At 71.3% G+C, this 22,422-nt stretch carries 22 protein-coding genes and 1 pseudogene; 12 read left to right on the top strand and 11 right to left on the bottom strand.

Annotation, left to right across the window (positions count from 1 at the left end; translation table 11 throughout):
- The first annotated feature begins 7 nt into the window (after positions 1 to 7).
- Positions 8 to 1,843 carry a glycoside hydrolase family 15 protein gene (locus AC0L5F_RS09865; RefSeq protein ID WP_473313174.1) on the top strand — a complete coding sequence of 612 codons (1,836 nt, stop codon included), beginning with the start codon at positions 8 to 10 and terminating at the stop codon, positions 1,841 to 1,843.
- A gap of 12 nt (positions 1,844 to 1,855) precedes the next feature.
- Here AC0L5F_RS09865 and AC0L5F_RS09870 read toward each other — a convergent pair whose 3' ends face one another.
- The 5 genes from AC0L5F_RS09870 to AC0L5F_RS09890 are packed head-to-tail and all read right to left on the bottom strand — an operon-like array spanning position 1,856 to position 4,987.
- Complete coding sequence (locus AC0L5F_RS09870; RefSeq protein ID WP_473313175.1) at positions 1,856 to 2,074, bottom strand: hypothetical protein; 219 nt, start codon at positions 2,072 to 2,074, stop codon at positions 1,856 to 1,858.
- A gap of 28 nt (positions 2,075 to 2,102) precedes the next feature.
- On the bottom strand, positions 2,103 to 2,792 hold the full coding sequence (locus AC0L5F_RS09875; protein ID WP_473313176.1) for a glycosyltransferase family 2 protein: 690 nt from the start codon (positions 2,790 to 2,792) through the stop codon (positions 2,103 to 2,105).
- Positions 2,779 to 3,342 (bottom strand): class I SAM-dependent methyltransferase, encoded by a 564-nt coding sequence (locus tag AC0L5F_RS09880; RefSeq protein ID WP_473313177.1) that lies wholly within the window; start codon positions 3,340 to 3,342, stop codon positions 2,779 to 2,781. The genes AC0L5F_RS09875 and AC0L5F_RS09880 overlap by 14 nt, the downstream gene beginning before the upstream one ends.
- Positions 3,339 to 4,031, bottom strand: a complete 693-nt coding sequence (locus tag AC0L5F_RS09885) for a PIG-L deacetylase family protein (protein ID WP_473313178.1) — start codon at positions 4,029 to 4,031, stop codon at positions 3,339 to 3,341. Before AC0L5F_RS09885 ends, AC0L5F_RS09880 begins: the two co-directional genes overlap by 4 nt.
- Positions 4,028 to 4,987, bottom strand: a complete 960-nt coding sequence (locus AC0L5F_RS09890) for an acyl-CoA dehydrogenase (RefSeq protein WP_473313180.1) — start codon at positions 4,985 to 4,987, stop codon at positions 4,028 to 4,030. Before AC0L5F_RS09890 ends, AC0L5F_RS09885 begins: the two co-directional genes overlap by 4 nt.
- A 162-nt stretch (positions 4,988 to 5,149) precedes the next feature.
- Here AC0L5F_RS09890 and AC0L5F_RS09895 point away from each other — a divergent pair, with 162 nt between their 5' ends.
- Positions 5,150 to 5,722 carry a type 1 glutamine amidotransferase domain-containing protein gene (locus AC0L5F_RS09895; protein ID WP_473313181.1) on the top strand — a complete coding sequence of 191 codons (573 nt, stop codon included), beginning with the start codon at positions 5,150 to 5,152 and terminating at the stop codon, positions 5,720 to 5,722.
- Positions 5,723 to 5,724: 2 nt separating this feature from the next.
- Positions 5,725 to 6,201: a hypothetical protein gene (locus AC0L5F_RS09900; RefSeq protein WP_473313182.1), complete on the top strand. Its 477-nt coding sequence runs from the start codon at positions 5,725 to 5,727 to the stop codon at positions 6,199 to 6,201.
- Positions 6,202 to 6,207: 6 nt separating this feature from the next.
- Here AC0L5F_RS09900 and ppc read toward each other — a convergent pair.
- Positions 6,208 to 9,053: pseudogene (gene ppc / locus AC0L5F_RS09905) on the bottom strand (phosphoenolpyruvate carboxylase).
- A 92-nt stretch (positions 9,054 to 9,145) separates the two neighbouring features.
- Here ppc and AC0L5F_RS09910 point away from each other — a divergent pair.
- From AC0L5F_RS09910 to AC0L5F_RS09925, 4 genes are read left to right on the top strand one after another with little or no spacing between them, the layout of a single operon-like run.
- Positions 9,146 to 9,718, top strand: a complete 573-nt coding sequence (locus AC0L5F_RS09910; protein WP_473313183.1) for an ArsR/SmtB family transcription factor — start codon at positions 9,146 to 9,148, stop codon at positions 9,716 to 9,718.
- The gene (locus AC0L5F_RS09915) at positions 9,715 to 10,986 is read left to right on the top strand and encodes an MFS transporter (protein WP_473313184.1); all 1,272 of its coding nucleotides are present in this window, start codon (positions 9,715 to 9,717) and stop codon (positions 10,984 to 10,986) included. The genes AC0L5F_RS09910 and AC0L5F_RS09915 overlap by 4 nt, the downstream gene beginning before the upstream one ends.
- 2 nt (positions 10,987 to 10,988) lie before the next feature.
- Positions 10,989 to 12,347 (top strand): FAD-binding oxidoreductase, encoded by a 1,359-nt coding sequence (locus AC0L5F_RS09920; RefSeq protein WP_473313185.1) that lies wholly within the window; start codon positions 10,989 to 10,991, stop codon positions 12,345 to 12,347.
- Between the two features lie 9 nt (positions 12,348 to 12,356).
- Positions 12,357 to 13,106, top strand: a complete 750-nt coding sequence (locus AC0L5F_RS09925; protein ID WP_473313186.1) for an ABC transporter permease — start codon at positions 12,357 to 12,359, stop codon at positions 13,104 to 13,106.
- Here the strand turns inward: AC0L5F_RS09925 and AC0L5F_RS09930 are convergent.
- From AC0L5F_RS09930 to AC0L5F_RS09940, 3 genes are read right to left on the bottom strand one after another with little or no spacing between them, the layout of a single operon-like run.
- Positions 13,042 to 13,563: a GtrA family protein gene (locus AC0L5F_RS09930; protein WP_473313187.1), complete on the bottom strand. Its 522-nt coding sequence runs from the start codon at positions 13,561 to 13,563 to the stop codon at positions 13,042 to 13,044. The two genes, AC0L5F_RS09925 and AC0L5F_RS09930, sit on opposite strands and share 65 nt — an antisense overlap.
- Positions 13,550 to 14,359 carry a polyprenol monophosphomannose synthase gene (locus tag AC0L5F_RS09935; protein WP_473313188.1) on the bottom strand — a complete coding sequence of 270 codons (810 nt, stop codon included), beginning with the start codon at positions 14,357 to 14,359 and terminating at the stop codon, positions 13,550 to 13,552. The genes AC0L5F_RS09930 and AC0L5F_RS09935 overlap by 14 nt, the downstream gene beginning before the upstream one ends.
- Positions 14,360 to 14,364: 5 nt before the next feature.
- Complete coding sequence (locus AC0L5F_RS09940; protein WP_473313189.1) at positions 14,365 to 15,915, bottom strand: hypothetical protein; 1,551 nt, start codon at positions 15,913 to 15,915, stop codon at positions 14,365 to 14,367.
- A 90-nt stretch (positions 15,916 to 16,005) separates the two neighbouring features.
- On the opposite strand from AC0L5F_RS09940, the gene AC0L5F_RS09945 reads away from it, so the two are divergent.
- The 5 genes from AC0L5F_RS09945 to AC0L5F_RS09965 all read left to right on the top strand — a co-directional run bounded on the left by AC0L5F_RS09945 (position 16,006) and on the right by AC0L5F_RS09965 (position 20,230).
- Positions 16,006 to 16,668, top strand: a complete 663-nt coding sequence (locus tag AC0L5F_RS09945; RefSeq protein ID WP_473313190.1) for a response regulator transcription factor — start codon at positions 16,006 to 16,008, stop codon at positions 16,666 to 16,668.
- 17 nt (positions 16,669 to 16,685) lie between these two features.
- A complete protein-coding gene (locus AC0L5F_RS09950) occupies positions 16,686 to 17,975 on the top strand; it encodes a sensor histidine kinase (RefSeq protein ID WP_473313191.1) in 1,290 nt (429 codons plus the stop codon).
- 68 nt (positions 17,976 to 18,043) lie between these two features.
- Positions 18,044 to 18,865, top strand: a complete 822-nt coding sequence (locus AC0L5F_RS09955) for a COG4705 family protein (RefSeq protein WP_473313192.1) — start codon at positions 18,044 to 18,046, stop codon at positions 18,863 to 18,865.
- A gap of 66 nt (positions 18,866 to 18,931) precedes the next feature.
- The gene (locus tag AC0L5F_RS09960) at positions 18,932 to 19,582 is read left to right on the top strand and encodes a phosphatase PAP2 family protein (protein ID WP_473313193.1); all 651 of its coding nucleotides are present in this window, start codon (positions 18,932 to 18,934) and stop codon (positions 19,580 to 19,582) included.
- Positions 19,583 to 19,600: 18 nt separating this feature from the next.
- On the top strand, positions 19,601 to 20,230 hold the full coding sequence (locus AC0L5F_RS09965) for a VTT domain-containing protein (protein ID WP_473313195.1): 630 nt from the start codon (positions 19,601 to 19,603) through the stop codon (positions 20,228 to 20,230).
- Here AC0L5F_RS09965 and AC0L5F_RS09970 read toward each other — a convergent pair.
- Positions 20,219 to 20,587: an ArsR/SmtB family transcription factor gene (locus tag AC0L5F_RS09970; RefSeq protein ID WP_473313196.1), complete on the bottom strand. Its 369-nt coding sequence runs from the start codon at positions 20,585 to 20,587 to the stop codon at positions 20,219 to 20,221. The genes AC0L5F_RS09965 and AC0L5F_RS09970 overlap by 12 nt on opposite strands.
- Entirely contained in the window at positions 20,584 to 22,407 is a 1,824-nt protein-coding gene (locus AC0L5F_RS09975; protein WP_473313197.1) for a phosphoenolpyruvate carboxykinase (GTP), read from the bottom strand. The genes AC0L5F_RS09970 and AC0L5F_RS09975 overlap by 4 nt, the downstream gene beginning before the upstream one ends.
- Positions 22,408 to 22,422: the final 15 nt, after the last annotated feature.

The following is a 22,422-nucleotide window of genomic DNA, read 5'->3' on the forward strand; positions in this document are numbered from 1 at the left end:
GGCGCGAGTGAGCGCCCAGCTGCCGATCGCCGACCACGGCCTGATCGGCGACCTGCGCACGGCCGCCCTCGTGGGCGCCGACGGCACGATCGACTGGTTCTGCCCGGGACGGTTCGACGCACCCAGCGTGTTCGCCGCGCTGCTCGACTCCGAGATCGGCGGCGGCTGGCGGCTCGGACCCGTGGGCGGCAGCGTGCGCACGCAGCAGTTCTACTTCCCCGACACGGCGATCCTCGCGACCCGTTTCCTCACCGAGCAGGGCGTCGTGGAGGTGCACGACTTCATGCCGGTGCTCCGTCCTCATGACGAGGACCACCGCCAGCGCGTCGTGCGTCGAGTCCGTGCCGTGCGCGGCTCGGCGCGCGTCCGGTCCGTCATGTCCGCTCGCCCCGACTACGCCCGGGCCGGCGCCGGGCTGCGCGAGCACGACGGCCACGTGCTGGTGACCGGCGACGGCCTCCACCTCGCCCTCAGCTCCACGGTCGACCTGGCGATCGACGGTGACGACGTGGTCGCCGACATCGAGCTGGTCAGCGGGGAGTCGGCACTGTTCGTGCTCGAGGTCCTCGACGCCGACGCCGAGCCCCCGGCCCCGTGCACTGCGACGGACACCGACGAGCTGTTCGACGCCACCAGCCGCTTCTGGCACGACTGGATCGCCCAGTCGGTCTACACCGGTCGCTGGCGCGAGACGGTCCACCGCGCTGCCATCACGCTCAAGCTCTTGACGCACGAGCCGACGGGGGCGGTGATCGCCGCACCGACCACGAGCCTCCCGGAGGCGATCGGCGGCGGCCGCAACTGGGACTACCGCTACGTGTGGATCCGTGATGCCGGCTTCACCCTGTACGCCCTCCTCCGTCTGGGCTTCACCGACGAGGCGCGCGACTTCGTGCGCTGGCTGTCCGAGCGCATGGGCGAGCACGCCTCGGACGCAGGCGCCGACCACGATCTCGGCCCGCTGCGGGTGCTGTACGACATCGACGGCAACGCCCCGGTCGACGAGCACGAGCTCGACCATCTCGCGGGCTATCGCGACTCTCGGCCCGTGCGCGTCGGCAACGGCGCCGTCGACCAGCTCCAGCTGGACATCTACGGCGAGATCATCGACTCGGTCTACCTGTTCAACAAGTACGGACCCGGCCTGTCCCACGACGCCTGGCGCGACATGCAGCGCGTGATCGACTGGCTGCTGGAGAACTGGGAGCGCGAGGACGCCGGCATGTGGGAGATCCGCGGCGGCACCCGCGCGCACACCACGTCCCGGCTGATGGCGTGGGTGGCGGTCGAGCGCATGATCCGCATGGCGCGTCAGCGCGGTCTGCCGGGCGACATCGAGGCATGGTCCAGCGTGCGGGACCAGATCTACGCCCGCATCATGGACCACTCGTGGAACGAGGACCTGCAGGCGTTCACCCAGACCGAGGGCGGCGACTCGCTGGACGCCGGAGTCCTGCTGATGCCCATGGTCAAGTTCTTGTCGCCGTCGGATCCACGGTTCCTCTCGACGCTGAAGGCGGTCGAGGACCGACTCGTGGCCGACAGCCTGGTGTTCCGGTACGACGTCACGGACTCACCGGACGGGGTCGAGGACACGGCCGGAACCGGTGAGGGCACGTTCAGCCTCTGCTCGTTCTGGTACGTCGAGGCCCTGACCCGCGCCGGTCGACTCGACGACGCGTCGGTGGCGCTGGAGAAGATGTTCACCTATGCGAACCACCTCGGCCTCTACGCCGAGCAGATCGGCGGCACCGGCGAGCAGCTGGGCAACTTCCCGCAGGCGTTCACGCACCTGGCGCTGATCAGCGCGGCCACCAACCTCGACCGCGCACTCGGCGCCTGATCCCGGCTCCGGTCAGCCGAGCGTGTCGGCGACCGAGACCGTTCCGTCGCTGGACTCGATCGCTTCGGCGAGAGTGGCGACCTCCGCGGAGTCCAGGCTGATGCCGGCCTCCTGCAGACCCTTGGTCAGCTCGGTCTCGACCGTGCCCTCGGGGGCTCCGTCCTGGTAGGCGCCGACGCGGTCGACGACGCCCTGGATCGCTTCGAGCTCGTCTGGAGTGTGTGTGCTCATGGCCACGACGTACCCACGTCAGCGCGTCCTACGCAGGTGCCGCGACCGACTCGGGTGGTTCCTCGCCCGCCGCGAGGTCGAGGGCGACTCCGGCCGGGACGCGCGAGACGGTGCGCGGCGAGGTGAGCACCGTCAGGTCCGGCAGCCACGCGACCGACGCTCCGTCGTGCTCCAGGCGGTCCACGAGGTCGATGTCCTCGTGGGCCTCCATCGGGCGGAAGCCGCCGGCGGCCAGGTACGCGTCGGCGCGCACGCCGAGGTTGGCGCCGTGCACGTGGCGTCGCCGGCTCGCGTAGCGCTCGGCCCACTCGCGGTGGTGCCGCAGGGCCTCGGGCGGCAGCGTGATGGCGCCCAGCACGGCGTCGAACCCCCGTGCCGCCCACTCCAGGTGGGTCGCCAGCCAGTGGCACGGGACGGTGCTGTCGGCGTCGGTGCACGCCAGCCACAGTCCGTCGGTGCCGTGGCGGGTCGCCCAGGCAGAGGCGAGGGCTCGCGCCATCCCGACGTTGCGTCCCGGCTCGGCGAGCACCACCGCACCGAGGTCAGCGGCGATCTCCGCCGTCCGATCGGAGCATCCGTTGGCCACGACGACGACGTCGACGGGCACGTCCACGCGATGCACGGCGGCCCGGATCGCAGCGAGGGCCGCACCGACCGTGCCCTCCTCGTCGGCCGCGGGCACGAGCACGGCGACACGATCGATCTCAGACGTCGCCATGCGCGAACACCTCCAAGCGGAAGTCGTCCTCGACGTGGGAGACGAGCGTGCGAACCTCGGGCCTCGACGACACCTCACCGTGCGCATCGTCACCCGTGCACGTGGCGACGTCGAACGCGTGACGCCAGTGGACGAGCACGAGGTGGCCGTCGGGGCGCAGGCTCGCCAGGCTGTGGGCGATCACGTCGTGACGCTGGCTCGCGTCGAGATAGTAGAGCAGCTCGGAGAGCACCACGAGGTCGAAGGCGTCATCGGGCCAGTCCTGCGGAACGCTGCCGCGCTCGAACCGCACCGTCCGGTCGGGCACTCGCCGACGCGCCGATTCGAGAGGCGCAGCCGGGTCCGTCGCGAGGATGCGGTCGCACCGCTCGGCCAACAGCTGCGTGAGGACGCCGATCGAGCAGCCCGGCTCGAAGGCGTGGTCGTAGTGCGACCGCGGCAGGCTGGCGACCGTCAGCTCGTGCTTGCGGCGCTCGTAGACACGCTCGGCCAGCTGCCACGGGTCGTCGGACTCGGCGTAGAGATGTTCGAAGTGCAGGGGGTCGGTCACGTCACCACCACCTCCGGCGCCGCGAGGGCGTGGGCCACCACCTCGGGTCCCACCACGGGACCATCGGCGGGTGCATCGCTCAGTGGCTCGACCTGGGACACGAACTCGCGAATCGCCAGCGCCTTGAGCCGGAGCGCTTCGTCCGTGCCGGGCAGCCGCGCCGCGTGCGCGAGCCATGGCTGATCCGCCGCGGCCGTCCACGCGAAGGTCCAGATCGGGAAGCGCCACACGGGCACCGACGGGGCGCAGGCCGTCATGGCTGCAGCCCCGACGGCCTCATGGTCGGGATGGCCGTCGCCCTCGAAGGGCGCCAGCACCAGCGCGGCTCCTGCGACGTGGGCGGCGAGCAGCTCGCAGACCTCGTCGCGCCGATCGGTCAGACCGCCGTCGGGCAACGACAGTCGATCGATCTGCGGGTCGGCGATGCCGAGCACGCCGAGAGCAGCGACCAGCTCACCGGGGCGCCGGGCCCGCAGGTCGTCCGGCGTCGTGGTCGGGCTGTCGGGGTGCGACGCCTCCCCGTCGGTGGCGGTCACGAACACGAGATCGCGGTCGGCCACCGTGGACAGCCAGCCGCCGATCGCCAGCACCTCGTCGTCGGGGTGGGCCGAGACGACGACGATCCGCCCCGGTGGGACGGTCCCCACGTCGGGCAGCTGGCCCAGCCGCGTCGACCAGTCGTCGGTCATGGCATCCGCCCGAGCTGCTCGAGATCGCGTTCGGCGTGGTGCTGTCGGACGAAGGCGCCGAGGTCGGCCACGCGGGCGGAGTGTGCGGCGTCGAAGGCGAGCGGACCGGGTCCGGTCGCCCGTCCCACCCGGCTGACGACCTCCTCGACCAGGTCGGCGGCCCGAGCCCGCATCACCAGGGCGAGCCGCTGCGCGTCGGTGACGGTGAGCCCGCGATCGGCACGTTCCGCCGCGGCCACCAGTGCGAGGTCGTAGGTCTCGACGGCCGCGCGGATCGCGCCCAGGTGCGCCAGCGCATGAGACCCGAGCCGCGCCTGCCCCGCCTCCAGCGTGTCGGCCACCCCGAGAGCGCCACCGAGCCAGCACGCCGCGATGCCGATCGCACCCCACCAGAATCCCGTGCGGTCGGTGTAGGCGCCCGCACCGCCCACGGGATCGGCCGGGACGTCATCGAACCGGAGCGTGACGGTGCGGGCACGAGCCATCCCGGGTCCGACCCACGATGCACCGGACTCGTCGACCGCCAGGCGGTCGCCGTCGAGGCGCACCCGGATCGCGAACAGCCGCGACCCGTCGACGGTCTCGGCGGTGACCAGGGCGTGCGACACCAGGTCCGCTCCGGAGCAGAAGGCCTTGCTGCCGCTGAGCCGCCAGCCCTCGTCCGTCGCCTCGGCTCGCAGCACGGCGAACGGCGGTTCGGCCGCCCACACCGCCCAGAGGTCATCGGTCCCGACCTGGTGGGCCGCGACACCCGGTGCGCCGAGATCGTGCAGGATCGCGACCGCGTCGTGGTGCGGCTCGACGATCTTGGCCAGCGGGAGGTCACGCCGCCCGAGGCCCACCAGTCGGTTCCATCGGTCGTGCGTGGCACCGCCGGCGGGCAGCGGCCACGGTCCGCACTCGACCGCGACCTCGGCTCGCGTGATGGCGTGTGGCGCGTCGGTGGGGGAGTTCACGAGTCCTCGGTTCGATCGGTACCTCACGCACCATGCGCCGGGTGCTCCGTACCCCGGACCAGCGTTCGTCAACCTGTGAGATCGCCCGCGATCGCGCGGCGCGTCAACCAGGTCGTCACGGGGTACGTCGCCGGTGAACCGCACGCCGACCCAGGAGGTCCCATGTCCGTCGCCGACGCCACGATCGCGATCCTCACCGACCAGACCGGGGTGGAGCGCCCCGAGCTCGAGCGGCCACTCGAAGCCCTGAAGGCTGCCGGCGCCCGCGTCGTGCACCTCGCCCCTGAGCTCGAACCGGTCCAGACGATGCTGAACGACACCGACAAGGACGCGACCTTCGACCCCGACCGCCGACTGGCGGACGCCGTCGTCGAGGACATCGACCTGCTGGTGCTGCCGGGCGGCACCGTCAATGCCGACAAGGTCCGCGGCGACGCGGCATCGGTCGCCTTCGTGACGCGGTTCGCGGAAGCCGGAAAGCCCGTGGCGGCGATCTGCCACGCACCCTGGTCGCTGGTCGAGGCCGGCGTGCTGCCCGGCAAGACCCTCACGTCCTTCCCGAGCCTGCGCACCGACATCACCAACGCCGGAGGCACGTGGGTCGACGAGGAGGTCTTCGTGTGCCCGGCCAACGGGTGGGACCTGATCACGTCGCGTACTCCCGACGATCTCGACGCGTTCATCGCGGCCATCGTGGCTCGACTCGGGTCCGACAGCCCCGACGGAACGAGCTGATCGTGGACCCGCTCGGCCACTACATCCGCATCCACCTCACCGGCGCGGCCAGCGGCATCGAGCTGTTCGCGCGCGGACGATCGCTGCACGACCCGGACGCGCGCGAGGTCACCGCCACCATCCGGCGCGAGCTGCGCGACGAGCGACGACGCCTGCTCGAGATCGCCGGAGACCTCGGCGTGCGACCCGCGCCGCTGAGCGCCGTGAGCGTCAAGGTCGGCGAGCGCGTGTCGCGCCTCAAGCCGAACGGTCATCCGATCAAGCGCACACCGCTGGCCGACCTCGTGGACCTGGAGGCGATGCGGGTCGCGCTGGCCGGCAAGATCTCCGGCTGGGACGCGCTGCTCACGGTGACCGGTGTCCACCGGCACCTGCCCGAGCAGGAGATCGACGACCTGCTGCACCAGGCTCGCCGCCAGCACGAGCAGGTGTCGGAGCTGCACCGGGACGCCGCCGCGCGGGCCCTCGGCGAGCGCTGAGCCCGATCAGCCGGTGTTGCGCAGCCCCGCCGCGATGCCGTTGATCGTGAGCAGCAGCGCGCGCTCGAGGTCGGGTGACGCCTCGCTCTGACGCGCCTTGGCCAGCAGCGAAACCTGCAGGGCGTGCAGCGGAGCGAGGTACTGGTCGCGCAGCTCGAGGGTGTGCCGCAGCACGGGCGCGGACTCCAGCAGGGACTCCTGGCCGGTGATCCGCAGCACCTGCTCGACGGTGCGGGCGTGCTCGTCCTTGATCTGGTCGAACAGGTGGCGAGCACCCTCCGGGACCAGCGCGTGCACGTACTCGGCTGCGATGTCGAGGTCCGTCTTGGCCAGCGTCATCTGCACGTTGGACAAGAAGGTGCGGAAGAACGCCCACGATCCGTACATCTCGCGCAACGTGTCGGCCCGCCCGTCGTCGAACGCGGCGGCCAGGCCGGTTCCCACGCCGTACCAGCCCGGCAGGATGATGCGCGACTGCGTCCAGCCGAAGACCCAGGGGATGGCGCGCAGGTCGTCGAGGCCGCCTTCGCCGCCGGGCCGCTTGGCGGGACGAGAGCCGATGTTCATCTTGCCCAGCTCGTCGACCGGGGTGGCGGCCACGAAGAACTTGACCAGGTTGTCGTCGCGCACCAGAGCGCGGTAGCGCTGCTTGCCCTGCTCCGCGACGAGGTCCATCGTGGCGTTCCACCCGTCCAGCAGGTCCCGGGGCAGCAGCGAGGTGCGGTGCAGGGTGGACGCCTCGATGACCGCCGCCAACGCCTCCTCGAGGTTGCGACGTCCGAGTCCGGGCAGGGAGTACTTGTCGGAGATGACCTCGCCCTGCTCGGTGATCTTGATCGGGCCGTCGAGCGAGCCGTAGGGCTGGCTCATGATCGCCTCGGCCGTGGGGCCGCCGCCGCGTCCGGTGGATCCCCCGCGGCCGTGGAACAGGCGCAGCACCACGCCGTGCTCGCGCGCGATGTTGCGCAGCTGACGCTGGGCGCGATGCACCTGCCACTGCGAGGCGGCGATGCCGGCGTCCTTGGAGGAGTCGGAGTAGCCCAGCATGATCTCCTGCACGTCGCCGCGCGCCGCCACGATGCGTCGGTAGGACGGATCGCTGAGCAGCGCCTCGAGCAGCGGACCGGCCGACTCCAGCTCGGCGACGGTCTCGAACAGCGGCGCGAAGCCGATGCGAGCCACGGCTTCGTCGGCAGCGAGATCGACCAGCCCGACCTCGCGGGCCAGCACGACGACGGCGAACAGGTCGTCGACGTCGTGGGTCATCGACACGATGTAGGTCTCGATGACGTCGGGTCCGTAGGTGTCGAGTGCGGTGCGGATGGTGCTGAGCAGGTCCAGCGACGCCGAGGCGGCCTCCCCCAGACCCGTGGTGCCGGTGCCCGTGAGCGGTCGCGGCTCGGCCATCTCCTCGCTGAGCCGGGCGATGCGATCCGGACGATCGAGGGTGCCGTAGGTGTCGTCGCCGAGGCGCTCGTACAGCTCGGCCAGAGCGGTGTGGTGCTTCTCGGAGTGCTCGCGGACGTCCATGGTGGCCAGCCCGGCGCCGAACGTGACGGCGGTGCGGATCAGCCGCAGGATCGCACCGTCGCCGGTCAGCAGGTCGCCCTCGGCCAGCATCGAGTCGCGCACCAGCACCAGGTCCTGGACCAGCTCGGCGAAGGAGAGGTAGTCGCGGCCGGGCTCGTGGGGGGTGTCGTTGACGAGGCGGTCCTGGGTCCGCAGCAGGCGGACGCGCACGAAGCTGGCTTGAGCCGGTAGGGCTCGTCGGCGTTGAGCCGCCGAATCGTGTTCCACGTGATCGGCAGCGCCTCGGCGTCCTCGGCCAGGCTCGCGGCCAGCTCGTCGGTGGCGTCGACGATGCGGGTCGAGGCCGTCATCTCGGTGAGGATCTCGTCGACGGCGGCGACCAGCTCGGCGATGCCCGAGGTGTGCTGCAGGTGCAGGATGTCCAGCGTGACGGCGGGGGTGACGTTCGGGTTGCCGTCGCGGTCACCGCCGGCCCACGTGCCGAACCGCAGCGGGCGAGCGGTGGCCGGGAGCTTCACGTCGATGCGCCCGAGCTGGACGTCCAGCTCCTCCAGCAGCTCGGGGACGACCTCGGAGGCGATCGACCGCAGGTAGTACACCGCGGTGCGAGCCTCGTCGGACGGCTCCGGCCGCACGACCCGCAGCTCGTCGGTCTGCCACACCAGGTCGACCAGCTCGGCGAGCCGGCGCTCGGCAGCGGCGACCTGGGACCGCGGTAGCCGGGGGTCCTCGAGTGCACGGACGGCCTCGGCGACCTTTCGCAGCAGGCGCAGGACGGTGCGGCGGCTGGCCTCGGTGGGGTGGGCGGTGAACACCGGTCGGTACTCGACGCGTTCGAGGACGGACGTCAGGAGGTCGCGGGTCAGGCTTCCCTCGTCGAGAGCGGCGGAGATCCGGTCGATCGTGCCCGACAGCGGCCCGTCACCCTCGGCGGTCAGCTCGTGCCATCGGTGCAGCTGCTCGGTGGTGTTGACCAGCTGGAAGTACGCCGTGAAGGCCCGGGCCAGCACCACGGCCGTCGACGGATCGAGGTCGGCGAGGACCGCGCGCAGATCGGCGTCGTCGGGCTGGCGCGCCAGGCGGCGCACCTTCTCGACCAGGGCGAGCAGCTCGTCGCCCTCGTGACGGGCGAGCGCCTCGCCGAGCAGGGTGGTCAGCTGGCGCACCGACGACCGCAGCGCCGCGTGCTCGGAGTCCGACGACACTCCGCCGCCGAAGGATCCGGCGTCGGGCTCACGCCGGTCGGACTCGAGGATCTCTTCGGTGGCCCGGCTCTTGCCACCCTTGTTCTGGGCGGGTCCGGCTCCGGCGTGCGACGTCATGGCACCAGTCTGCCGGTTCCGTATTTCAGACGCGTCTCACCATATCTACAAGAACTATTGTGCAATCAGTCTTGTGCATCTACGGTGGTGGCATGGCCCGCCCGGAGATCCGCACCCTGAACGACGCCGCCTCACTGGCCGCCCTGGCCCATCCGTTCCGCGCCCGCATGATGGACGCGCTGAAGGTCGACGGTCCGTCCACCGCCTCGATGCTGGCCGCGCGGACCGGTCAGGCGGTGGGGAACGCCAGCCACCACCTGAAGGTCCTGGCCGAGGCGGGCCTGGTGGAGGAGGCACCCGAGCTGGCACGCGACCGGCGCGAGCGCTGGTGGCGCCTGGTGTCGGCCGGGACCCGGTGGAACAACCTCGACCTCGCCGCGGACCCGGCGGCTGCCGCGGCCGGGCGCGAGGCCGCTGCGCTGCAGCTACGACGACAGATGGAGCGGGTCACGGCGTGGCTGGCCAACGAGGGGACCGACGCCCAGTGGGACGACGCCGCGTTCGCGACCCAGAACTGGCTGAACCTGACTCCGGACGAGCTGCGCGAAGTGTCACAGGAGCTGATCGACGTCCTGGTCAGGTGGTCCGAGCGCGACGTCCCCGACGACGGGGCCGATCGCGAGCCGATCCTGGTCTTCGCCCGAGGGTTCCCGTGCCAGCCATGACCGCGCCGCCGTCGGTGCTCCACGGCTCGCTGGCCGACAACCGCGCCTTCCGCCTGCTGTGGTTCGGCGAGGGCGTCAGCGTGCTGGGCGCGATGACCACGACCGTCGTCATCCCCCTGATCGCGATCACCCGATTCGACGCCGGACCCGGGTGGCTCGGACTCCTGACCGCGGCGTCGTGGCTGCCATGGCTGCTGGTCGGACTGCCCGCCGGCGCCTGGGTCGATCGCCTCGACAACCGGCGGGTGATGATCTGCGCCGACCTGGTCGCGTTCGCAGGGATCGGATCGGTTCCCGTCGCGCACCTGGTCGGCGTGCTCACGCTGCCGCACCTGCTGGTCGCGGCGCTGCTCGGCGGCACGTGCTCGGTGTTCTTCCGCACGGCCTACGGGGCCTTCGTGCCTCGGGTGGTGCCCGACCGCGACCTCGACGCGGCGAACGGTCGCCTGTACGGAACCGAGTCGGCCATGCAGGTCGCCGGTCCCGGCGTCGGCGGACTCGCCGTGCAGGCGTTCGGCGGCGCGCTCGCCCTGCTCGTCGACGCGGTCAGCTTCCTGGTGTCGGCGGCGTGCCTGTGGCGGATCGACCCCCGAACGCTTCGGCCACGTGAGCGGGAGGTCGCGCGAACCACGCTGCGTCAGGAGATCGTCGAGGGAGTCCGCGTCGTCCGCGCGGATCGGCACCTGAGGTTCTTCACCCTGCAGGGGGCCGCGTCGAACTTCGCGCTCACCGGCTACGGCGCGCTGACGGTGCTCTTCCTCGTCCGCGACCTCGATGTCGGACCGGCGGCAGTCGGGCTCCTGCTGTCGGTCGGGAGTGTCGGCGGACTGCTCGGCGCCCTCGTCGCCAATCGCCTGGCCAGCCGACTCGGCGGGGCCGCGGCGATGCGCTGGCTGCAGGTCTTCGGCGGTCCGTCCGCGATGCTCATCGTGCTGGCCCGCCCCGGGCCGTTGGTGGCACTGGTGCCGATCGGCGTCGCGTGCGTCGGTCTCGGGGTGGTCGGCGCCAACGTGATCCGCTCGGCGTTCCGCCAGCGCTACGTCCCACCCGTGCTGCTCGGCCGGACCTCAGCGGCGTCAGCGGTGATCAACTTCGGGACCATGCCGCTGGCCGGGCTCGTCGCCGGCTGGCTGGGATCGACGCTCGGGATCAGGCCGACCATCGGACTGATGACGGCACTGCAGGCAGTCGTCAGCCTCGCCGTGCTCGTGGGTCCGTACCGGTCGGGCCGCGACCTGCCCGACCCGCCGATGTCACATAGCGTCTAGCCATGTTCGCCGACCTGCCCGACGAGATCGTCACGACCGACCCGGACCTGCTCGCCGGGTACGCGCACGACGAGTCGCAGCTGACGGATCGCGCGGTGCCGGTCGCGGTGCTGTCGCCGCGGTCCACCGACGAGGTCGCAGCCTGCGTCCGAGCCGCGTCGGCAGCCGGGCTTGCGCTGGTGACGCGCGGCGCGGGCACCGGGCTCAGCGGCGGGGCCAACGCGCCGGCCGGATCGGTGGTGCTCAGCACCCGACGCATGACGTCGATCGAGGTCGACCCGGTCGATCGACTCGTGGTCGTGCAGCCCGGAGCGGTGACCGGGCACGTGCGCGCAGCCGTCGCCGAGCACGGCCTCTTCTACCCACCCGACCCGGGCAGCGTCGACACCTGCACCATCGGCGGCAACGTGGCCACCGATGCCGGTGGCATGTGCTGCGTCAAGTACGGCGTCACCGGCGACTACGTGCTCGCCCTGGAGGCGGTGCTCGCCGACGGACGCGTGCTGCGCACCGGACGACGGACGGTCAAGGGCGTGGCCGGCTACGACCTGACCAGCCTGCTGGTCGGGTCCGAGGGCACGCTGGCGGTCATCACGGAGATCACGCTGGCTCTGCGCCCGGCGCCCGAGCCCGCCTCCACGCTCGTCGCCACGTTCTCCTCGCTCGCCGACGCGGGGCGCGCGGTCGCGGACCTGACCTCGCAGGGTGTCGACGTCTCGTTGCTGGAGATCATGGACCGCACCACGCTGGCCGCCGTCGACGACCTGACCGGCATGGGACTCGAGGCCGAGGCGATGGTGCTGCTGCAGGACGACTCCCGCGGGCGGTCCCACGTGCTCGACGCTGCGCGCGGCGTCTGCCTGGGCCAGCGCGCCGTCGACATCGCCGTCACGGACGACCCGGCCGAGGGCCACCAGCTGCTCGAGGCTCGCCGCCAGGCCCTTCCCGCCCTCGAGCGCCTGGGCGACTGGCTGCTCGACGACGTCTGCGTCCCCCGCTCGCGCGTCGTCGACCTCATCGAGGCCGTGCAGGGGGTCGCCGACGACGAGGGACTGACCATCGGGGTGTTCGGCCACGCCGGAGACGGCAACATGCACCCCACCGTGATCTTCGACCGCAGCGACCCGGCCAGCACCGACGCGGCGCGGCGGGCGTTCGACCGCATCACGCGGGCCGCGCTCGACCTCGGTGGCACCATCACCGGCGAGCACGGGGTCGGCCGGCTCAAGCAGGGCTGGCTCACCCACGAGCTCGACGACACCGCACTCGCGGTCCACCGAGCGGTCAAACAGGCGCTCGACCCCACCGGGATGCTCAACCCCGGCTCCGTGCTCGACGTCGCCAGTCGGCTCGGGCCCTAGGCTCCAGCCATGCCCGCGCACGAACCCTTGGGGCCGACGGTCCTCGGAGTCGGCCTGCTGGTCGCCCTGACCATCGCCGTGCTGTGGAGCACGCGGACCCCGCGACCGTTCGCGCCGTCGTGGGCGATCCTGCGCGGTGCCCTGCAGCTCGCACTCATCAGCCTCGTGCTGAGCCAGGTGATCGGCAACGGCTTCTACGTCGCCCTGGCGCTGCTCGTGATGTTCTCCGTTGCGGCCGCCACCGCGACCCGGCGGATCGGTTGGAGCCTGCGCCACCTCGCCCTGCTGGCCGGGTCGATGGCCACCGGCGTGGGCGTGACGCTCGCGATCGTGTTCGCCAGTGGCGCGCTCGACCTGACGGCGCGCTACGGACTGGCGATCGGTGGCATCGTGATCGGCAACGCGATGTCCATCGCCACACTGACCGGACGGCGGCTCAACGAGTCGATCGACGAGCACTGGGACGAGGTCGAGGGCTGGCTGGCCCTGGGCGCGACGCCCCGCCAGTCGACGATCGACCTCGCCCGACGAGCCGTCTACTCAGCGCTGATCCCCTCCACCGACCAGACCAAGACCACCGGCCTGGTGACCCTGCCCGGCGCCTTCGTCGGTGCCATCTTCGGCGGGGTCTCACCGCTGGAGGCAGGGCGCTTCCAGATCGTGGTGCTCGCCTCGGTGATGGCAGCCGGTTCGATCACCGCCACGCTGATGGCGCGGGCGCTGGCGCCAGTCCGGGTGCGCCCGGAGCCGCTGGGCTGACCGACCGGCCGCCGCGACTCGTCCGAGCGCCGGTGAAGACGAAGCGCCGGTAGGACCAGAAGCGGAACGCCGTCCCGAGGGCGACACCCACCACGTTGGCCGAGATGTTGTCGTCCACCGCACTGGTGAGGCCGAGCAGGTGGTGCGACACGAACAGCGAGACCACCGACATCCCGAGGCCGATCACGTTGAAGACGACGAACAGCATGACTTCGCGACGTCGGTCGGACGAGGCGTCGTCGCGCCAGGTCACCATGCGGTTGCCGATGTAGGTCACCACCATCGCCGCGGCCACGGCGAGCGTCTTGTCCAGCGTCGGGTCGAGACCGGCCAGTGCCGGTGTCGACCGCAGCAGGTTGAAGGCGAGGACGTCGACGACGTAGCCCGCACCCCCGACGGCGAGGAACGACAGGACCTCGGGAGAACCGGCGATCCGGCGCAGGTCAGCGGGCGACATGGAACACCCGGCGTCCGATCCTCGCTGGACCGCGGCCCCGGTCGAGGATCTCGTGCCACCGCCAGCCGGCCACGCGCAGCAGCGCCTCGGCCGCGATCGAGCCGGTCATCTTCGACTGGCCGACCGTGCGGTCGACGAACGTGATCGGCACCTCGACGATGCGCAGGCCACGTCGCGAGGCCCGCCAGGCGTTCTCGATCTGGAACGCGTAGCCGTCGGACTCCGACGCCGTGACGTCCAGGCGCAGGAGCGCATCGCGGCGGTAGGCACGAAATCCGGCGGTGGCGTCGTGCACGTCGATGCCCAGGACGAGACGCACGTACGCGTTGCCGCCGCGGGAGATGGCCCGACGGGATCGCTTCCACCCCTTCACGTCGCCGCCGGGCACGTAGCGCGAGCCGATCGCCACGTCGGCGTGCTCGAGCGCGTCGAGCAGCTCGGGGATCTTCGCCGGCGGGTGCGACAGGTCGGCGTCCATCTGGACCACCACGGCATAGCCGTCGGCGAGCGCGCGAGCGAAGCCGGCCCGGTACGCCGCTCCGAGGCCGTCCTTCTCGGCCCGGACCAGCAGCGAGATCCGATCGCCGAAGGCGGGATGCGCGGCCACGAGCTGCGCGGTGCCGTCCGGGCTGGAGTCGTCGACGACCAGGACGTCGCTGGTCGGCGCCGCGGCGAGCACCCGGTCGAGCAACGCCTCGATGCCGCTGGCCTCGTCGTAGGTGGGCACGATCACCAGGCTTCGCGCGGGCGTGGGGAGCCCGTGGTCCAGGTGGGTGGTGTCGGGTCGATCTGTCATGTCCGTCATCCGTTCGCAGAGCTCGATGTGGTGCACGTGGTGGGGGTCGGGAGCGCCGGGCGATCGACTCCCCTGAGCAGGAAGATGCGCCGGTCGCAGAACCGGCCGACCTCGGCGTAGCGGTCGGACACGATCTGCCCCGCGGCAGCCGTGCTCAGCCCCCACGACCGCAGGCCCGAGTCGTGCGAGCCTGGACCTGTGACCAACCAGGTCGGGGCCGCCGGTCCGCTCAGCACCTCGTCGAAGTGGTGCAGGTCGGGGTCGAGCGTCTTCGCCGGCAGGCTCCACAGCTGGTCGTACGGCGAGGTGAGACCGGACGCGTAGACGATGTCGGGATGGCCCCAGGCGCTGACGACGGTGTCACCGGGAGCTGCGACCGCACCGATCGCTGCGCCGACCTCCTGTCCGGGCGAGTGGTCGCCGGCGCCGAGGTGGTGGCCCCACGTCAGCGCCGCCACCGCGACCGACCCGACGACGATCAGCTGCGAGACGCGGGTCCGCGCGGCCAGGACACCGGCGACCACGGCCAGCGGGACGACCGCCTCGACGAGGTAGTGGTGCCAGTAGTTGCCCCCGGCCGCGATCGACAGCACGGAGAACACGGCGGTCGCGGTCAATGCCCACCACAGGGGCGATCCGTCCCGATGGCGCAGGAGGCGCAGCGTGTGGGCAGCGAGATGGAGCCCGACCACGCCGATTCCCGAGACGAGGGCGACACTCGCAAGACTGACCAGGCGGATCGGAGCGTTGCCACCGCCGGCGGCGAGGGCCTGCCCGGCCCGGATCCGGAACGGGTACATCGCGTCGAAGACGCCACTGATCGAGGTGCCGTGCGCGACGGTCCACACCGCCATCAGCGCCAGCATCCCGGCCGCGCCTCCGAGCGCGGCGAACGTCAGGAGGGTGAACCGCCGGCGGGTGATGCGGCGGGTGGCGACCGACAGGATCAAGGCCACGGCCCCGAACACCAGGGCCTCGGCGAGGTTCTGCTTGACCAGGATCGCGGCCGTGGCGAGCATCGCCGCCCCTGCCGCCAGCAACGCGGCTCGCCGCGCGTCGCGGGCCCGAAGGGCCGACGTGGCGGTCACCATCGCGACGATCGTGAAGGGTGCCGCGAGCAGCTCACCGTTGACGGCGTAGCCGCCGAGCATCGGACTGGCGCACCACGCAGCGGCGCACAACCCCGCCCAGCGGCCCGCCTGGTCGCCGGCGATCATCCGCGCGAGCCGCGACGACCCGAGCACCACCACCACGACCGCGACACAGCCGATGAGACGCAGCGCCGGGACGCCGCCCAGGCGGCCGGCGAGCTGGAAGATCGTGACCAGCAGGGGCGGACGGTCCACGAAGTAGCTGCCGTACAGCGAGCTTCCCGCTCCGTGCCACTGCGACCCCACCAGCAGGTAGCCGGCCTCGTCCGGCGACGGGGCGATCGCCACGAACGGCAGACGCGCAGCGACGGCGAGCAGCACGGCCACCGGGACGGACCACGAGGGCAGTCCGCGTGCGCGCAGCGCCGACGGTCTGCCGGGGGTCGCGTCGAGCAGCGTGGCCATGGCTCCAGCGTGTGTCCGTGAACCTGACACGTACCTGACTGTGGTGCGTGACATCCACCACGGCAGCCGGGGATCGGGCACGATGACGCCATGCCGGTGGTCGGGATCTGCGAGGACGATGCCGACGTCCGGCGCGTCCTCACCGACGCGCTCAAGATGGCCGGCCACGACGTCGTCATCGCGCGCAACGGCCGCGAGGCTCTCGGCAACCTCGGAACGGCCAGCGGTGTCGAGGTCCTCGTGCTGGACATCGGCCTGCCCGATGCCGACGGCCGTGACGTGTGTCAGGCGCTGCGCGCGGCCGGACAGCACGCCCCGGCCCTCTTCCTCACCGCCTACGGCGGCCTGCAGGACCGCATCTCCGGCTTCCACGCCGGCGGCGACGACTACGTGGTCAAGCCGTTCGCGATCGCGGAGGTCCTCGTGCGCATCGAGGCGCTGGTCCGGCGCGCCCGCACACCGCCGGCGGCGACCAGCGGCCTCGTGCTGGACCCGCAACGCCTGTCGGTGCGGTCCGGTGAGCAGGAGGCACAGCTGACCCCCACGGAGTTCCGCCTGCTGGCCGCGATCGCCGCCGAGCCCGGTGTGGTCGTGCGGCGGCGCACCGCCGTGGCCGCGGCCTGGACCGACGGCGCCATCGTCAACGAGAACACGATCGACTCCTACGTCCGCAGGCTGCGGGTGAAGCTGAGCGCGATCGAGTCTCCGGTCGAGCTGGTCACGGTCCGCGGCGTCGGGTTCACCCTCCGATGAGGTGGCGCGGCAGATCGGTGCGTGAGCGCATCGTGCGCTCGACCGGGGTCATCACCGCCATCGCGATGGCGGCGATGATCAGCACCGTCATGCTGGTGCTGGCCGGCCTCAACCGCACCAACGTCGAGGCACGGCTGGACGACCAGGTCGCCGCCATCACGACGACGCTGAGCGTCGACGGTGCGGGGAGGCTGTCCGTAGCCGAGGCGCCCGACGACACCATCGACGACACCACGTGGATCTACGACAGCGCGGGAGTGCTGCTCGACGGCCCCCGTGCCGGACGATCGGTCACGGCGTTCGTCGACTCGATGTCCACGGTCACGACGCGCCAGCGCAGCGAACGGTTCGACCGTGCATTCCTGGCGGCTCCGGTCCGCGTGCAGGGCGACGGCACCGCCGTCGTGGTGGTCTCGACGTCGCTGGACGGATACGAGGAGACGCGCGACGCCGTGCTGATCGGCCTGCTGCTGCTCGGCACGGTCGTGACTCTGGGCGCCTCCGCGCTGGCCGCCTGGGCCGTGCAGCGCACGCTGGCGCCCGTGGAGTCGATGGCCGCACGAGCTGAGGAGTGGAGCGAGCACGATCTCGACGCCCGATTCGTGGGCAGCGACACCGGTGATGAGCTCGACCGGCTCGGCCACACCCTCAACGTGCTGCTCGACCGCGTGGCGGGCGCCTTGCGCAACGAGCAGCGACTCACCGCCGAGCTGGCGCACGAGCTCCGCACCCCGTTGACCGGCATCCGCGGCGAGGCCGAGCTGGCACTGATGTCCCAGCCACCCCCGGCGATGGCCGAGCGCCTCGGCCGCATCGTCGACGCGGTCGATCGGATGAGCGTCACGATCAGCTCCCTGCTCGACCTCGCAAGGGGCGACGACCAGCAGGGACACACGGCCGTCGCCGACGTCGTGGCGTCGGTCGTCCCGCTCGACGCCCACGCAGGGTCGGTCGGCGTGCGAACAGCACGGGTCGACGACTGCATCGTGTCCGTGCCGGTCGAGATGGCCACGCGAGCCCTTGCGCCGCTGGTGGAGAACGCGATCCGCCACGCCGCGTCGCAGGTCACCGTCTCGACCGAGCTCGACGAGCGCTCCGTGCGCATCCTGGTCAGCGACGACGGCGCGGGCGTCGCCGACCACGCGGTCGACGACCTGTTCGAGATCGGACGGCGTGACGCATCGAGCCCCGGAGCAGGCCTCGGCCTGGCGCTGTCGCGCCGGGTGGCTCGGGCGCTCGGCGGCGACGTGGCACTCACGTCCGCGGCCTCTCCCACGACCTTCACCCTGACCCTGCCGCGCTTCTGAGTCAGAGCCGCATTCCCTGGGTTGTCACAGTCAGGTCGCGGGCAGGTTCAGCCGGTCAGGCTTCCTCCATGACCCACCTCCCCGCTTCCGAGCGACTCGAGTCCACCGGCACCACCAGCGCCTGGACGACCCTGCTGCTGAACAAGGTCCCCCAGGTCACCGTGCTGTTCTGGGTGGTCAAGATCCTGTCCACGACCGTCGGCGAGACGGCCGCGGACTTCCTCAACTCCAACGTCGGCCTGGGCCTGTCGGCCACGACGGCACTGATGGCCCTGATGCTGGCCGGGGCGCTGGTGTTCCAGCTGTCGTCGCGCCGCTACGTCCCGGGCATCTACTGGCTCGTCGTGGTGCTGATCAGCGTGGTCGGCACCCTGTTCTCCGACAACCTCGTCGACAACCTCGGCGTCAGCCTCTACACGACCACCGGCATCTTCGGTGCGGGGCTCCTGGTGTCGTTCGTCGCCTGGTACCGCTCGGAGAAGACACTGTCGATCCACACCATCGTCACCCGTCGTCGCGAGTCCTACTACTGGCTCACCATCTTGTTCACCTTCGCGCTCGGCACGTCCGCCGGGGACCTCGTGGCCGAGAAGCTGGCCGTCGGCTACCTCCCGTCGGCGCTGGTCTTCGGCGGCGTCATCGCCCTGATCACGGTCGCGTTCTACGGCCTCAAGGCCAACGCCGTGCTGGCCTTCTGGGCCGCCTACATCGTGACGCGTCCGTTCGGCGCCTCGATGGGCGACTTCCTCACCGCCCCGACCAAGGACGGCGGACTGGGCATCGGCACCAACGGAACGAGCGCGCTCTTCCTCGCGATCATCGTGGCCTGCGTCACCTACTTCACCATCCACGAACGTCGCGGTCGTCGGGCCGATCTCGCGACCGCCTGACGCCTCACCCTTCCGCGCTGCCCGTCGCCGCCCTGACGCCGGGCAGCCTCAACGAGGAGTTATGACATGGCCACGTTCACTCGCGCCGACCGACGTCCCACCAGCGCGTGGGTGATCGCACCGCTGGCCGGCGTGGCGTTCGCCGTGCTCGCCGTCGCGGTGCACACCCACGCCACACTGACTCGGCTCGACCCGCGGGTGGCCGGCGACGTGCTGACCATGCGCCACCCGTGGTCGACCCACGTCGCCCACGTCCTCACCCTGATCGGCAGCGAGGTGGTGGTGGGCGCCGGCGCCCTGCTGCTGCTGGTCGCCGCGCTCGAGCGGCGCGGTCCACGGTCGGCCGCCGTCGTCGCCGTCACGATGACCACCTCGGCGGCGCTCACGGTGTCGGTCAAGCTCCTGCTCGGCCGGCCCCGTCCCGGGGCGGTCGATCGGCTCGGCCCGTTCGACGGCTCCTACTCCTTCCCCTCCGGTCACACGCTCAACTCGGCGGTGTTCCTCGGACTGGTGTGCCTCGTGCTCGTTCCGCTCGTCGCACGCCGGACTGTCCGGTGTCTCGTGCTGGGGGCCTGCGTCGCGCTGGCCGTGGGGATCGGGGCCAGTCGGGTCTACCTCGGGTACCACTGGACCACCGACGTGCTCGCCTCGTGGTGCATCGCCGCGGTGCTCCTGTCGCTGGCACACGTCGCGCTGGTCAGGCGGCAGTCAGGTTGACGGCACGACGATGAGCTCATGACCGCCATCCTGACTCCACTGCTGTTCGCACTCGGGCCGGCGGCCGTGCTGCTGGTGATGGCCGTCGTCTTCGCCGAGAGCGGACTGCTCGCGGGGTTCTTCCTGCCCGGCGACTCCTTGCTCTTCCTCGCAGGTGCGTTGGTCGCGTCCCACGTGATCAACCTGCCGATCTGGGTACTCGGCCTCGCGGTCTTCGTGGCCGCCGTCGTCGGGGACCAGACCGGCTACCTGATCGGCCGACGTCTCGGACCCCGGCTGTTCTCGCGCCCCGACTCACGGGTGTTCTCCCGGGGCAACGCCGAACGGGCGCAGGCCTTCTTCGCGACCCACGGACCCAAGGCGGTCATCCTGGCCCGATTCGTCCCGGTGGTGCGCACGTTCGTCCCCGCCACCGCCGGCGTGGGTCGCATGGATCGGGCGCGATTCACCGCCTACAACGTCGTGGGTGCAGCCGTCTGGAGCGTGGGCATCGTGGCGGCCGGGTACTTCTTCGGCGTGATCCCCATCGTCGCCCAGCACGTCGAGCTGATCACGATCGCGCTGGCGTCTCTCTCGGTCGTCCCGGCGTTCGTGGCCTACCGTCACTCCCGCCGCGACGACCGGCAGCCGGTGCCCTCAGGAGTCTGACCGGTCCTCGGCCAGCCAGTCGCCGAGCTCGGGGGGCACGTGCGCCAGGAGCTCGCGGCCAGCTGCCAACAGGCTGGCGACCTCGGGCGTGGCCAGCGTGTACTCGACGGTGCCGCCGCGGCGGTCCGACGTGACCAGCCCGGTGCGACGGAGCACGGCCAGCTGCTGCGACAGGCTCGAGGCCTCGACCTCGACGTCGTCGCGGAGCTCGTGCACCGGCCGCGGACCGTCCACGAGCATCTCGAGCACCCGGACGCGCACCGGGTGCCCGAGCGCCCGGAACAGGTCCGCCTTCGCCCGGTTGAGCGGGACGTGCTCGGGTCCCGTTCTCGTGTGGCCGGTCCTGGCGCGGGTCACGCGTCGTCGAGCGCCGCGGCAACCCGGCGGTGCGCCTCCCAGATCCGCTCGGGAACACCGGTGAAGCCGTCGAGGTGCTTCTCGCGGTGCGTCATCTCCTGCTTCCAGCGATCGATGTCGATCGTCAGCACGGTGTCGAGGTCGGCGAGCGCCTGCTCGTCGAGGCCCTCCAGCAGCAGCTCGTCACGCGCGGGGATGACGCCGACCGGCGTCTCGACCCCGGTGACCTCACCGTTCTTGTACTGCATGAGCCACACCAGCGGGCGCAGGTTCTCGCGGTAGCCGGGCCACAGGAAGCGGCCGTCGTCGCCACGCTGGAACCAGTTCACGTGGGCGAAGATCGGCTTGGTCGTGACCCGGTCGAAGACCTCGAGCCAGTGGGCGGCGTAGTCGCCCTCGCCGTAGGACATGAACGGCCGCATCGACATCGGGTCGTAGCGCAGCACGCCCTCGAGACCGTCGGCCGCAGCGGTCGCCTCGGCGCCCAGCGTCAGACCGTCGTAGACACCCTCGGCGACGTCGTTGATGGCCCGCACCAGCGGCTCGCGGTCGCGGGTGCGACCGCCGAAGATGACGCCGTGGATCTCGACCCCGGCCGGGTCCTCGAAGTCGCTCGCCACGTTCGGGACGTTGGCCAGCGTGGTGGTGAACCGGCTGTTGGGGTGCGCCCACGGGGCGTCGACCTCGTCGGCGGCGCGATCGGCGATGACGTCGCCCTTCCAGTCCTCCCAGCCGTCGAGGTCGGTGGGCTTCGGGCCCTTGCCCTCCCACCAGACCTCCTGGGTCTTGGCGTTGTACGCGACGTTCGTGTAGATGGCGCCGGTGCCCTCGACGATGGAGTCGACGGCCGTCGGGTTGGTCTTCTCGTTGGTGTCCTTCGCGACGCCGAACACCCCGTTCTCGGGGTTCATGCCGTAGAGCTTGCCGTCGTCACCGACCCACAGCCACGCGATGTCGTCGCCGTAGAACTCCACGTGGTAGCGGTCGCCGAGGGCGTCGGGTGCCAGCGTCATGGCGAGGTTGGTCTTGCCCGAGGCGCTCGGGAAGCCGCCGCAGATGTGGTACTTGGCACCGGTCTGCTTGTCGACGATGCCCAGCAGCATGAACTGCTCCACGAGGAAGCCGTTCTTCCAGCCGTCGTACGAGCCCTGGCGCAGGCCGTGGGCGATCTTGCCCAGCAGCGCATTTCCGCCGTACGAGGAACCGAAGTGGAGGATGGTGCGCTCGTCGGCGACCGTCACGAAGTAGCGCTGGTCGTCCGGGGTGCCCTGGCCGAGGTTCTCCAGGTCGCCGGTGACGTGGACGGCGCGCACGAACGAGTCGCCGAGGTCGTTGATGTACTCCACGCCGACACGAGCCATGCGGATCATCTGCAGCACGACGTTGCGGTTGTCGGTCAGCTCGACGCCGGCGGCGAACTCCTCCAGCGGCGAGCCCTTGGGCGCCATCAGGTAGGGGATGACGTACATGGTCTTGCCCGCGGAGGCCCCGGTCATGAGGCCGACGAGCTTGTCCTTCATCTCCGCGGCCGGACGCCAGTTGTTGTAGACGCCCTTGTCGCTCTCGTCGCTGGTGGCGACGATGGTGCGCTCCTCGGCCCGGGCGGTGTCCTTGAAGTAGCTGCGCGAGTAGTAGCGGCCCTCGCCCGCCGGCATGAGCTCGCCGGCCTCGAGGCACTCCGCGATGAGTCGAGCGTCGTCGGCCTCGCCGACGACCTCGATCCGGTCGGCGCCGGTGATCCCGGCCCAGTGCTCGACGTACTCGCGCACGCTCTCGTTGGTCAGACCTGCTGCATCGAGCGCTGCCTGGACGTCGGCCATCTGGGAGTTCCTCTC

It is taken from the genome of Aeromicrobium sp. 10G20-16, assembly GCF_055809665.1.

Coding starts and splice junctions, on each gene's coding strand:
- AC0L5F_RS09870 (WP_473313175.1), bottom strand. CDS start 2,074: ATGAGCACACACACTCCAGACGAGCTCGAAGCGATCCAGGGCGTCGTC.
- AC0L5F_RS09875 (WP_473313176.1), bottom strand. CDS start 2,792: ATGGCGACGTCTGAGATCGATCGTGTCGCCGTGCTCGTGCCCGCGGCC.
- AC0L5F_RS09885 (WP_473313178.1), bottom strand. CDS start 4,031: ATGACCGACGACTGGTCGACGCGGCTGGGCCAGCTGCCCGACGTGGGG.
- AC0L5F_RS09895 (WP_473313181.1), top strand. CDS start 5,150: ATGTCCGTCGCCGACGCCACGATCGCGATCCTCACCGACCAGACCGGG.
- AC0L5F_RS09910 (WP_473313183.1), top strand. CDS start 9,146: ATGGCCCGCCCGGAGATCCGCACCCTGAACGACGCCGCCTCACTGGCC.
- AC0L5F_RS09915 (WP_473313184.1), top strand. CDS start 9,715: ATGACCGCGCCGCCGTCGGTGCTCCACGGCTCGCTGGCCGACAACCGC.
- AC0L5F_RS09920 (WP_473313185.1), top strand. CDS start 10,989: ATGTTCGCCGACCTGCCCGACGAGATCGTCACGACCGACCCGGACCTG.
- AC0L5F_RS09925 (WP_473313186.1), top strand. CDS start 12,357: ATGCCCGCGCACGAACCCTTGGGGCCGACGGTCCTCGGAGTCGGCCTG.
- AC0L5F_RS09930 (WP_473313187.1), bottom strand. CDS start 13,563: ATGTCGCCCGCTGACCTGCGCCGGATCGCCGGTTCTCCCGAGGTCCTG.
- AC0L5F_RS09935 (WP_473313188.1), bottom strand. CDS start 14,359: ATGACAGATCGACCCGACACCACCCACCTGGACCACGGGCTCCCCACG.
- AC0L5F_RS09940 (WP_473313189.1), bottom strand. CDS start 15,915: ATGGCCACGCTGCTCGACGCGACCCCCGGCAGACCGTCGGCGCTGCGC.
- AC0L5F_RS09945 (WP_473313190.1), top strand. CDS start 16,006: ATGCCGGTGGTCGGGATCTGCGAGGACGATGCCGACGTCCGGCGCGTC.
- AC0L5F_RS09955 (WP_473313192.1), top strand. CDS start 18,044: ATGACCCACCTCCCCGCTTCCGAGCGACTCGAGTCCACCGGCACCACC.
- AC0L5F_RS09960 (WP_473313193.1), top strand. CDS start 18,932: ATGGCCACGTTCACTCGCGCCGACCGACGTCCCACCAGCGCGTGGGTG.
- AC0L5F_RS09965 (WP_473313195.1), top strand. CDS start 19,601: ATGACCGCCATCCTGACTCCACTGCTGTTCGCACTCGGGCCGGCGGCC.
- AC0L5F_RS09975 (WP_473313197.1), bottom strand. CDS start 22,407: ATGGCCGACGTCCAGGCAGCGCTCGATGCAGCAGGTCTGACCAACGAG.